Genomic DNA, 11,931 nt, shown 5'->3' with positions numbered 1-11,931 from the left:
AGATCAATCTTCGGGGCAGGGTGAAATTCCCTACCGGCGGTGATGAGCAAGCGCTCTAAGCCCGCGAGCCTCTTTAGGGGCAGGATTCGGTGCGATTCCGAAGCCGACAGTATAGTCTGGATGGGAGAAGATGGAGGTTCCGTGCGTTTTGAAATGATATTTTCAAACGTTTATTTGACCTGTCTGTAAAACAGCCCCGCTTTTTCAATAAAGCGGGTTTTTTGTTTAGGGCAGGGGGAAAGAACCATTCCTCTTTTCGTGAGATGTGATCGAAAAGGAGAGAGTGACAAAATGAAACACAACAAGGTGAGACGTCTCGTCTCAATCAGCATGCTGAGCAGCATCGCATTTATTTTAATGATGCTGAGTTTTCCGATCTTGGGGGCATTCCCGTATTTAAAAATCGATTTTAGTGATATCCCGGCACTGCTCGCTGTTATTTTGTATGGTCCGGGAGCCGGAATTGCTGTTGAAGCGATCAAAAACGTGCTGAATTACTTTATTGCCGGAAGCGCCTCAGGCGTTCCGATTGATCAGGCGGCTAACTTCATTGCCGGAACATTGTTTATCCTGCCGGCGGCTGTGCTGCTTAAAAAATCAAGTTCTGCCAAAGGGTTTGTCACAGCTCTTTTCGCAGGGACGCTTGTGATGGCCGTTTCGATGAGCATTTTAAATTATCTATTATTTCTGCCTGCCTACACTTGGTTTTTAAATGCTCCAGTGCTATCGGGAGAAGCGCTCAAAACCACAGTTTTGGCCGGAATCCTGCCATTTAATTTCATCAAAGGCATCGCTGTGGCTCTCGTGTCCACGCCGATTTTCCTTTCGTTGAAGCCGCGGCTGAAGGAAAACGTCCGCATGGCCACCAAATAAATAGACATGAAAAATGCCCGGCACAGTGCCGGGCATTTTCAGCTGCAGAAGGAGCCGGCTTCTTTTTGCTTGTTGGCGAAGCAGTGCTTATCTGATAAAAAAACATCCGGCACTTTGTGCACCGGATGTTTTTTTGCTTTATTCGTGTTTAAGCGGGTCGCCTTCGAACGGCTCATCCGCAACTTTGATCGAATCTGTAGGACAGCCTTCAAATGCGTCCATCATGTCTTCTTCCAAGACGTCAGGGACTTCGACGACACCCTGATTGTCGTCAAGGGTGACAAACGCGATTCCCTCATCGTCGTAATCATAAATATCAGGAGCCGCAGCACCACAAGCTCCGCATGCGATGCACGTATCTTTGTCTACAATTGTATATTTTGGCATGAATAAAAAACCTCCCAGATTGTTCTTCGTTGGAACAAATGGTTTAACCCTCTATCTATCCGATATGAAACCTATTCCCATTCCTTATTGTAATGGTGTTAATCTTACATTTCAACTCAAAAATATTGAGAATGCTTATCACACAAGGGTTCTACTGCTAACATACCCCTTTTATATGAGTTTAAACGTCGATTTCTCCGCAAAATCTGTTAAAATAAAAAGAAGAAAAGATCGAATGTGCCGGAAGATTGTAGGTGATGATATGCCGGTTCATTTTTTTGACGCCATTGTGCTCGACATTCTGTCATCCATGAAGGGTGAGCGTTCTTCAAGCGCGGTCTATCATTTATTAAAAGGAAAAAGGTCGTCACAGACGATACAGGACGCCGGTTTATTTGCCGTTTCAAAATACTTTGGCTTTTGTTCGGCTCTATCCAGAGAGCAGGTGACAGTCAGCGTTCAACAATTGAAACAGGAGTCTTTGGTCAGAGAAAAAGCGGAAAGCGGCGCTTACATCGTCACCGAAAAAGGAGAAGCGGAACTTGCCGGCTTTTTTGCCCTTTACCCGTGGCCCCGCCATTTTCACGGCGGCTATTATCAGGCGGCAGCCAAAATCATGTGGGCAAGGATGTCGCTTTTGATTCAGGTGCTCTCCAACAAACTTTACCGCGAACGCGTGTATTTACCGATCGTAAAAGATTATCAGATTCAGAACTGGGTTAAACAATATTTAAGAAGCCGGAATGCCGCTGAAACAGCAGCCCAGTTTCACCATGAGCTGAAAGAGAAGCTGTCTGTTTTGAACGATGATGAACAGGCCGCTATTTTTGTCCACTCCCTGACTTCCGGGGCAAAAGCGGGCTATACATTTAGACAGCTTTCCGAAAAAATGGACCTTGATGAGTGGTACATATATGCACTGTTTTGGGATGTTCTGCATCATTTTATTCAATCCGCCCAAAATGGTGAAAGTCCGCTTTTTCAAACGCTTATTCAGGACATTCCTTTGAATGATGGCTTGACACAATCGACGAGAAAAACGCTTTTTCTTATAAAAGAAGGGCATACAATAGACCGGATCGCAGACATTCGAAAGCTGAAAGCGGCGACGATCGAGGATCACATTGTGGAAATTGCCATTCATGATCCGTCTTTTTCCATCGATCAGTACGTGTCGAAAGAGGAGCAGAAAATCATTGCCGATTATGCGAAAGCGAACCAAACCAATAAAATCAGACAAATTAAAGAGGGGCTCGGCGGCCGATACAGCTATTTTAAAATCCGCCTGGCCTTGTCGAAAACGGTGATCAGGAATGGATAAACTTCATCAGGCGCTCCGCCGGTACTTTGGTTATCATACTTTTAAAAACGGCCAGGAAAAGATCATCAAAAGCGTGCTGGAGGGGCGGGACACGGTGGCGATGCTTCCGACAGGAGGCGGGAAATCGCTGTGCTACCAGCTTCCCGGATTGTTGAAAGACGGAACCGTCCTGATCGTCTCACCGCTTTTGTCTTTAATGGAAGACCAGGTGCAGCAATTAAAAATGCGCGGAGAGAAGCGGGCCGCGGCCTTGAACAGCGCTTTGACACACCAGGAAAAAAATGACGTATTAAGTCGGCTTCACAGCCTCAAATATCTGTATATTTCACCAGAAGCCCTCCAATCCGGCCAAGTGCTAAAAAAGCTTCAATTGCTCAATGTCAGCCTTTTTGTCGTTGATGAAGCTCACTGCATTTCACAATGGGGGCATGATTTCAGGCCTGATTATTCGAAGCTTGGAGACATCAAGGCGCTCCTCGGTCATCCCGTCACCCTGGCGCTTACAGCGACGGCAACCGAAGCGACATTGAAGGACATTTCCAATATGCTGGGGCTTAAAGGCGCCAATTATTTGATCCATTCCGTTGATCGCCCGAACATTGCGCTTCATATTGAAAAGTTGCGGGATACCGCTGAGAAGACGGAGCGACTGACAGGGCTGGTTCAAAAGCTACAAGGTCCCGGTCTTGTTTATTGCCCGACAAGAAAATGGGCTGAAGAACTGGCTGACAAGCTTCGTGATGAGACAAAATTGAGAACGGGATTTTATCATGGCGGGATGGAGGCAAGCGACAGGATGCTGATTCAGCAGCAGTTCATTCGCAACCAGCTTGATGTAGTCTGCTGCACGAACGCCTTCGGTATGGGAGTTGACAAGCCTGATGTCAGATATGTGATCCATTTCAGCCTCCCGCAGACGACAGAGGCGTATCTGCAGGAAATCGGACGTGCGGGCAGGGATGGAAAGCAGAGCGTCAGCATTTTGCTGAAAGCACCGGGAGACGAGGAAATCCAGGAGCAGCTCATTCAAATGGAAGCACTCTCTCAAAGTGATATCGGCTTTTTATACGAAAAGCTTGCCGGAGTGAAAGATGAGCGAAACCGGCGGGAAGTTCTACAGCAGGCTGGTTTATCTGAAACGCAAGCCCGCCATTTTCTACATCTTTATCAGAAGGTGCATCACCTTGGCGACGACGGCCGGGCGGTCATTCAGAGGGAGATGGACAGCCGCAGGGAGCTCAAGTTGAAAAAAGCGGCTGGGTTCGCCGCCGTCACCGAAAGCGAAGGGTGTTTCAGGGAAAGCTTGCTCGCTTATTTTAATGAACAAAAAGAACCGCTGGAAACGGATGACACAGCGTGCTGTACATCCTGCGGTTTAAGTCTTGAAGCATACGAAGCCAAAGGAGACCGTCCGTCTATGAACAAATTGACAGCGTGGGAAGAAGAATTAGATGCCATATTTGCCGCCAGCTGTGATCGTGTATGCTGAAAAAGCAGTCGGAAATCATACGTCGCCTGTCAGACAGGGAAATGCTGAAACAGCTCTATTTTTCCCAGATGCTGATGCTTTTTACCGCATTATTGATGGGCATCTTTTTATTTGATGATGCAGACGATTTTTTGTCGCTTTGGAATCCATCGGACTTGAGCATCTTGAAATACGGGGCGCCGCTCGCGGCTCTCGTGATTATCGCCGACCTGATGGTGATGAAATGGGCTCCGAAGCATATGTATGACGATGAAGGGATAAATGAAAAGCTTTTTCGTGAACGCTCGTACCCGCATATCGTGATTCTTACCCTTTTCATTGCATTTGCAGAGGAAATATTGTTCAGAGGCGTTATTCAGACGCATTTCGGTCTCTGGGCAGCGAGCATTATTTTCGCGATTTTGCATTTTCGTTATTTGAAAAAATGGCTGCTGTTTGTAATGGTTGTGTCCATCAGCTTTTTGCTCGGATTGAGCTTTGAATGGACAGGGAATTTATTCGTTCCTGTGACGGCACACTTTTTGATCGATGTTGTATTTGCGTGCCAGATTCGTTTTCAACACGTAAGGAGGAGTTCGCATGACGGAGATGTCAAGGATAGAGAGGAAGAAGAAGGAGCAGGAGAAGACCCGTGCTGAAATGAGCCGGGAGGCGGCCGCGGCTGTTGAACTGAAGACACCTGATGATGACATTCCTTCCAGGCAGACGTATCACAAAAAAAAGAAGCACAGCAAAAAAAAGAATAAAGACAGAAATCCGCTATTCACGTCACTTGCAGTCATGTTTGTTTTCATTCCGATCATCGTCTTCGTGGTGTTTATGTACATGCTGAACCAAGACAAAGGCGGCGATTCCAACTCTGATCAGTATGATAATGTGTTTTATGAAAACAAATCCGGTGAGACGGGAATGACGAATGAAAATCAAAACGGTGAACAAGAAGCGGATCAAAAGGCGGCTTCGCAGCATACAGCCGCCGCCCTTCAAGAAGAAAAGCTGAAAGAGAACAAACAATCGGAAAATAAAGAGGATGAACCGTCAAAAAAAGACGAGCAAAAGGAAAAAGAGCAGCCTAAAGAGGCAAAAAAAGCTGAGGAGAAGCCTGTCGCTGCAAAGAAGCCTACCGCACCGAAGCAGCCTGCGGAACAAGAGAAGAAAACGGCAAGCGCAGCTCAAACGCCGCCCGTTCAGCAAGCGCCGCAGCCCAAAAAGGTGCTGAAGCACACGGTTGGCGAAAAAGAGACGCTTTATCGGATTTCGATGAAATATTATAAGAACCGGTCAGGAGAGGAAAAAATCCGCAATTATAATCAATTATCAGGCAACAATGTCTACACCGGCCAGATTCTGAATATCCCAATTTATTAACAATGGCATCATTTTGCCCGCGAATACATATACATTGTACTATCAAATAGGACAAGGTGTGAGGACTGTGGGAAGCGAGCTTGAAGAGCTGAACCGTTTTACGGACGAACCGACGAAACAAATGCTCCGCGCCTTAATTAAAAGGAAGAAAAAGTACGAAAACTATGCCAGACAGACATTCAGGTGGCAGGCGCTGGCGGCGATATGCGCGGTTTCGTTTTGTTTGTTTGCAGCGTCAAAAGGGCTCGGGCAAAACGGCTTCCTTTCCGGCTTGCTGAATGACTCCGTCTACCTGCTTTGGATTTTGTCGGCCGCTTTTGCATACAGCACCGCTTACTATTTTAAAAAGAAGGAAGAAAAAGCAGAAGGGGAATTTCATAAGCTGAGATGCGAGATTATTCAGAAAAGCACGGATTTATGGCCCCAGCCTGAAGAGTGGAAATCAAGGGAAACGGTTTTTAAGATCATGAAACAGCAGTATGACATTAATCTTTATTTCGAAAGCAAATAAAAAAGACGTTTTCTTATTAAAAGAAACGTCTTTTTGCATAAAGCCGTCTTATGATAAACAAAACAGATTGGAGAATGCACATGATCTATTGGCTCAGTCTGGCTTCGGCCGTTTTCATCGGTTTTGCTGCTTTAGTGTGGAAAATGTCAGGTATCGCGCGAGAAAACCGGGTATTGAAAGCCGAGTTTTCGCTCAGGCGCCTAAATAACGAATTGACCGTCTTTTTTATTTCGGATATTCATAGGCGGACAGTCAGTGAAGACATTATTCGTGAAGTGAAAGAACACGGGGTTCAGCTCGTCTTGATCGGCGGCGACTTAGCGGAGGGCGGCGTTCCTTATTCGAGAATTGAAGAAAATATCAAAAGGCTTTCAAGTTTGGGAAAAACGTATTTTGTATGGGGAAATAACGATTATGAAGTTGATCAGGAAAGGCTGCAGGAAATATTCAGGGCACACGGCGTAACGCCTTTGCGCAATGCTTCGGTTTTGCATGACCATCAAGGACAAGCCGTCAATATTTGCGGAGTGGATGACATCAGGCTCGAATTGGATGATTACCCGGCAGCGCTCAGAGGCGTGCAGCAGGATTTTCCGACCATCCTTGTGTCACATAATCCGGAGATTCATCATCAAATACAGGAGACGGACGGTATTGATCTCATATTGAGCGGTCATACCCACGGAGGACAGATTCGCCTCGGCAGATTCGGGCTCTGTGAAATCGGAGGAACCGGAACCGTTCATCAGGCGCCGTACTTGATCAGCAACGGCTATGGCACATCGAAGCTTCCGCTACGGCTGGGAGCGAGGCCGGAAACCCATCTGATTAAGCTGGTCCCGGAACCCTGCATGGAAGGAAACTGATGCTTTTTCACTGAAAAGGAACGAAAAGGCGGCATTGTGCTTGTCTTCCGCCCAAACACAGTGTAAACTGGTATCAAAATTAAGAACCTATGACTCATCATCTCCATATAATAAGATATATGATGTGTGCAAGAAGAGGCAGGAGGGAACGTTATGCGGCTTGAGCGTCTAAATTATAATAAGATCAAAATCTTTCTGACACTTGACGATCTGACAGACCGGGGGCTGACGAAAGAAGACCTTTGGAAAGACTCATTTAAAGTTCAGCAGCTGTTTAAAGACATGATGAACGAAGCGAATACAGAGCTCGGGTTCGAAGCGAATGGCCCAATCGCTGTTGAAGTGTATTCTCTTCAAGCACAAGGAATGGTCATCATTGTCACAAAAAATCAAGAAACAGATGAAGACGATAATGAGTATGATGAGGACTATATTGAAATGCAAGTCAAACTTGGCGAAAGTGTTGACATTATATATGAATTTCAAACGTTTGAGCATCTGATTGAACTTTCCAAAAACCTGGACCGCATCGGTATTCAAGGCGGGACAGTCTACCACTATGAAGACAGGTATTTCTTAAGTCTCGACGATTTTGACTCCCATGAGGCTGACGGCGTGATTTCGATTTTAGCCGAATATGGGAATCCGACGACTTTAACGATTTACAGGCTTCAGGAATACGGAAAGAAAATCATGGAAAACAATGCCGTTCAGACCATTCAGACATATTTCAAATAGCCCGCATTCAAAAAAGATATTCTGCTGTGTTAAACAGCAGTTTTTTTCTGCCGAAAATAAGAATATAAAAAAAAGATTTTTCTCGAATATTTTCACGAAAAATGGTTGATTGTTCTTTGCATGATTAGTGCAAGGGTGTATACTATTCTCTGAAAGGACAACATGCCAGAAAGACTTTAGGAGGTTAACTTATAATGGTAGCCGATCAAAACACCGGTCATACTGAAGAAAACACACATGACGTTTTGAAATCAACGCAAACGGTGATACATAAGGCGCTTGAAAAATTGGGGTATCCTGAAGAGGTGTATGAATTACTAAAAGAACCGATCCGTTTTTTAACGGTGAAAATTCCGGTTCGCATGGACGATGGATCTGTTAAGATTTTCACGGGCTACCGAGCCCAGCACAATGATGCAGTAGGGCCGACAAAAGGCGGCATCCGTTTTCATCCGGGAGTTACAGAAAAAGAAGTTAAAGCGCTTTCTATTTGGATGAGTCTGAAATGTGGCATCATCGACCTTCCATATGGAGGCGGAAAGGGCGGGATCATCTGTGATCCGCGGGATATGTCCTTTCCTGAACTGGAACGTTTAAGCAGAGGGTACGTCCGGGCGATCAGCCAAATTGTCGGACCGACAAAAGACGTGCCGGCTCCCGATGTATTTACCAATTCTCAAATCATGGCATGGATGATGGACGAATATTCAAGAATCGACGAATTCAACTCGCCGGGCTTCATTACCGGCAAACCGCTCGTTTTAGGTGGTTCTCACGGCAGAGAATCTGCGACAGCAAAAGGGGTTACAATCTGCATTAAAGAGGCGGCGAAAAAGAAAGACATCGACATTGAGGGAGCTTCTGTCGTCGTGCAGGGGTTCGGAAATGCGGGAAGCTACCTTGCGAAATTCATGTATGACGCGGGTGCAAAAGTTGTCGGCATTTCTGATGCATACGGCGGCCTGTATGATCCTGAAGGGCTTGACATCGATTACCTGCTTGACCGCCGGGACAGCTTTGGGACGGTCACAAAGCTGTTTAATGACACCATTACAAACAAAGAACTGCTGGAACTGGAATGCGACATTCTGGTGCCGGCTGCAATAGAAAATCAAATTACCGCGGAAAACGCCCATAACATCAAGGCGAAAATCGTTGTCGAAGCAGCCAACGGCCCGACGACGCTCGAAGCGACGAAAATTCTTTCCGACCGCGGCATTCTTCTTGTACCGGACGTGCTGGCAAGCGCCGGCGGTGTAACCGTATCGTATTTTGAGTGGGTGCAAAACAACCAGGGATTCTACTGGACTGAAGAAGAAGTTGAAGAACGTTTGGAAAAAATGATGGTCAAGTCGTTCAACAATATTTACGAAATGGCGCACAACCGCAGAATCGACATGCGGCTTGCAGCCTATATGGTGGGCGTCCGCAAGATGGCGGAAGCATCCCGCTTCAGAGGCTGGATATAGGTTCAAACATTTGCAACAACCCAAAAAATCTCCTATCATAAAATAGGAGATTTTTTGATTTGCCCGATATGACAGGAGATGAACGGAACATGAAAGAAGAAAAAGTGATCATTATCGGCGGTGGCCCCTGCGGGCTTTCAGCAGCTATTCACATGCAAGAGATCGGAATAGATGCACTCGTCATTGAAAAAGGAAACATCGTCAACAGCATTTATCAATATCCTACACACCAAACCTTTTTCAGCTCAAGCGAAAAACTTGAAATTGGCGATGTCGCTTTTATTACTGAAAATCACAAGCCGGTCAGAAATCAGGCGCTTTCTTATTACAGGGAAGTCGCCAAGCGGAAAAATTTGCGGATCAACGCGTTTGAGAAAGTTCAATCCGTCACAAAAACAGAAAATAACCAATTTGTCGTGGAAACATCAAAGGATACGTATTTGTCGTCATTTTGCGTGATCGCAACGGGATATTATGACAACCCGAACTATATGAACGTCCCGGGAGAAGACCTTCCGAAAGTGTTCCATTATTTTAAAGAGGCTCATCCGTATTTTGATAAAGATGTTGCGGTTATCGGCGGGAAAAACTCAAGCGTCGACGCGGCGATGGAGCTCGTTAAAGCGGGCGCAAGAGTGACCGTTCTGTACAGAGGGAACGAATATTCCTCCAGCATCAAACCATGGATCCTTCCCGAATTCCTTTCGCTTGTCAAGCACGGAAAAATCAGAATGGAATTCCGGGCGGTCGTCAAAGAAATTACGGAAGAAGAGCTGATTTTTTCTGTCGACGGAAAAGAGACCAAGATCAAAAATGATTTTGTATTCGCGATGACAGGCTATCACCCTGATCACGGCTTCCTTCAAAAAATGGGAGTCGAAATTGACGCGGAGTCGGGCCGTCCTTCCTTTAATGAAGAAACGATGGAGACGAACGAAGAAGGCATCTTCATCGCCGGCGTTATTGCGGCCGGGAACAACGCAAATGAAATCTTCATTGAAAACGGACGTTTTCACGGCGGCTTAATTGCAGCTGAAATTGCTAAACGAATATAAAACCAATATTTTATGATTTTTATCAGGCAAAAGAGAGCATATTCTATAAATAGATGTGCTCTCTTTTTTTATCGGCACACAGACCAACATGAAAAGGGGCAGCCTGACATGAAAAAGAAAGTGGCTCTTATTACAACGGGAGGAACGATCGCCAGCCGGAAAACCGAAAGCGGCAGGCTTGCGGCAGGGGCGATCAGCGGTCCTGAATTAGCCGAAATGTGCAGCCTGCCGGAAGATGTCCAGATCGATGTCTATCCGGCGTTTCAGCTTCCGAGTATGCATATTACATTTCAGCATTTACTAGAACTCAAACAAACCGTCGAACGCGTTTTTCAGGACGGCAGCTATGACGGCGTGGTTGTGACGCATGGTACGGACACGCTTGAAGAAACCGCTTATTTTTTAGATTTAACCTTGCAGGATGAGAGGCCGGTCGTTGTCACAGGCTCACAACGAGCCCCCGAGCAGCAAGGAACAGATGCATATACAAATATCAGACACGCCGTTTATACAGCGTGCAGCCCAGATATAAAAGGAGCCGGCACGGTCGTTGTTTTTAACGAGAGGATCTTCAACGCGCGCTACGTTAAAAAAGTGCACGCTTCGAATCTGCAGGGTTTTGACGTATTCGGCTTCGGTTACTTAGGGATTATTGACAATGATAAAGTATACGTTTATCAAAAGCCCTTAAAGAGGGATGTTCATCAGCTGCAAAGACCGCTTCCTGAAGTGGATATCGTCAAATGCTATCTGGATGGAGACGGCAAGTTTATCAGAGCCGCTGTCCGCGAGGGTGCAGCAGGGATCGTCCTTGAAGGAGTTGGAAGGGGACAGGTACCGCCGAATATGGTGGGCGATATTGAGCAAGCTTTACATCAGGGCGTTTATATCGTCATCACGACGAGTGCAGAGGAAGGCGAAGTGTATACGACCTATGACTATGCGGGCAGCAGCTATGACCTCGCGAAAAAAGGTGTCATCTTAGGCAAGGATTATGACAGCAAAAAAGCGAGAATGAAACTGGCCGTCCTTCTTGCAAGCTATGAAGAAGGCATAAAAGACAAATTCTGCTACTAGGCGGCCCGTTCTTTTTCAATTTCAAAACAATCAGAATCATGGTAGGATAGAATGAGATGAAAAGGAAAGAGGTTTCCTCATGTTCGGAATTATCTCAGCAGGCTTAGCTCCCGGAATCGCACTGTTAATGTATTTTTACTTAAAGGAAAAATATGAATCCGAGCCCATTCATATGGTCATCCGCCTTTTTATACTGGGGGTCTTGCTCGTTTTTCCGACGATGTTTATCCAGTATGTATTGGAAAAAGAACACATTTCTGAGGGCAGTTTTGTCGTTTCATTTTTAACTTCCGGCTTTTTGGAAGAATTTTTAAAATGGTTTTTGCTGATGGTCAGCGCTTTTCAGCATATCGATTTTGATGAACACTATGACGGGATCGTATACGGGACAAGCCTTTCATTGGGGTTTGCGACGCTTGAAAATATATTGTATCTCATCGGGAACGGGGTGGAGTACGCTTTTATGCGCGCTTTGCTTCCGGTTTCCAGCCATGCCTTATTCGGAGTGATCATGGGCTTTTACATCGGCAAAGCCCGTTTTTCCTCAAGTAAAACAAAGATGAAATGGCTGTTCTGCTCGCTTTTTATTCCGGCTTTGCTTCACGGTCTCTACGATTATATTCTGCTTGCCTTAAAAAACTGGATTTATTTTATGCTGCCCTTTATGGCGTTTCTTTGGTGGTTCGGCTTGCGCAAAGCAAAAAAAGCCCGTTCCGTCAAAGCCGGCGGGCAGTCTCTTCAGCAATAGCCGCCTCGAGCATAGGCGGTTTTTTTTCA

General features: G+C 45.9%; 13 protein-coding genes and 1 riboswitch. Of the genes, 12 read left to right on the top strand and 1 reads right to left on the bottom strand.

Translation table 11 applies throughout. The features are described from left to right. The first annotated feature begins 2 nt into the window (after positions 1-2). Positions 3-136, top strand: a riboswitch (FMN riboswitch). Between the two features lie 155 nt (positions 137-291). After that, a complete protein-coding gene (locus tag M1D59_RS12610) occupies positions 292-873 on the top strand; it encodes an ECF transporter S component (RefSeq protein WP_268489276.1) in 582 nt (193 codons plus the stop codon). 138 nt (positions 874-1,011) lie between these two features. Here M1D59_RS12610 and M1D59_RS12605 read toward each other — a convergent pair whose 3' ends face one another. After that, entirely contained in the window at positions 1,012-1,260 is a 249-nt protein-coding gene (locus M1D59_RS12605; RefSeq protein ID WP_003183064.1) for a ferredoxin, read from the bottom strand. A gap of 262 nt (positions 1,261-1,522) precedes the next feature. On the opposite strand from M1D59_RS12605, the gene M1D59_RS12600 reads away from it, so the two are divergent. The 11 genes from M1D59_RS12600 to prsW all read left to right on the top strand — a co-directional run bounded on the left by M1D59_RS12600 (position 1,523) and on the right by prsW (position 11,902). Then, entirely contained in the window at positions 1,523-2,581 is a 1,059-nt protein-coding gene (locus tag M1D59_RS12600) for a YpbB family protein (protein WP_023857471.1), read from the top strand. Then, positions 2,574-4,070, top strand: a complete 1,497-nt coding sequence (locus M1D59_RS12595) for a RecQ family ATP-dependent DNA helicase (protein WP_149169636.1) — start codon at positions 2,574-2,576, stop codon at positions 4,068-4,070. Before M1D59_RS12600 ends, M1D59_RS12595 begins: the two co-directional genes overlap by 8 nt. Continuing rightward, a complete protein-coding gene (locus M1D59_RS12590; RefSeq protein ID WP_020451986.1) occupies positions 4,064-4,708 on the top strand; it encodes a CPBP family intramembrane glutamic endopeptidase in 645 nt (214 codons plus the stop codon). The genes M1D59_RS12595 and M1D59_RS12590 overlap by 7 nt, the downstream gene beginning before the upstream one ends. Position 4,709: 1 nt before the next feature. Continuing rightward, positions 4,710-5,438, top strand: a complete 729-nt coding sequence (locus M1D59_RS12585) for a LysM peptidoglycan-binding domain-containing protein (RefSeq protein WP_026579370.1) — start codon at positions 4,710-4,712, stop codon at positions 5,436-5,438. A 121-nt stretch (positions 5,439-5,559) separates the two neighbouring features. After that, positions 5,560-5,949 carry a YpbF family protein gene (locus M1D59_RS12580; RefSeq protein ID WP_229029999.1) on the top strand — a complete coding sequence of 130 codons (390 nt, stop codon included), beginning with the start codon at positions 5,560-5,562 and terminating at the stop codon, positions 5,947-5,949. A gap of 80 nt (positions 5,950-6,029) precedes the next feature. Beyond that, on the top strand, positions 6,030-6,815 hold the full coding sequence (locus tag M1D59_RS12575; RefSeq protein WP_326455500.1) for a metallophosphoesterase: 786 nt from the start codon (positions 6,030-6,032) through the stop codon (positions 6,813-6,815). Positions 6,816-6,968: 153 nt separating this feature from the next. Next, a complete protein-coding gene (locus tag M1D59_RS12570; protein WP_020451981.1) occupies positions 6,969-7,553 on the top strand; it encodes a genetic competence negative regulator in 585 nt (194 codons plus the stop codon). A 194-nt stretch (positions 7,554-7,747) separates the two neighbouring features. Beyond that, positions 7,748-9,022, top strand: a complete 1,275-nt coding sequence (locus M1D59_RS12565) for a Glu/Leu/Phe/Val family dehydrogenase (protein ID WP_020451980.1) — start codon at positions 7,748-7,750, stop codon at positions 9,020-9,022. A gap of 89 nt (positions 9,023-9,111) precedes the next feature. After that, entirely contained in the window at positions 9,112-10,077 is a 966-nt protein-coding gene (locus M1D59_RS12560) for a YpdA family putative bacillithiol disulfide reductase (RefSeq protein ID WP_023857466.1), read from the top strand. 108 nt (positions 10,078-10,185) lie between these two features. Beyond that, positions 10,186-11,154 carry an asparaginase gene (locus M1D59_RS12555; RefSeq protein ID WP_020451978.1) on the top strand — a complete coding sequence of 323 codons (969 nt, stop codon included), beginning with the start codon at positions 10,186-10,188 and terminating at the stop codon, positions 11,152-11,154. A gap of 79 nt (positions 11,155-11,233) precedes the next feature. Beyond that, positions 11,234-11,902: a glutamic-type intramembrane protease PrsW gene (gene prsW / locus M1D59_RS12550; RefSeq protein WP_023857465.1), complete on the top strand. Its 669-nt coding sequence runs from the start codon at positions 11,234-11,236 to the stop codon at positions 11,900-11,902. The last annotated feature ends 29 nt before the right edge of the window (positions 11,903-11,931 follow it).

This window comes from Bacillus sp. PK6-026 (genome assembly GCF_054161455.1).
Note: the sequence above shows the minus strand (reverse complement) of the source record. Positions and strands in the feature narration are given on the sequence as shown.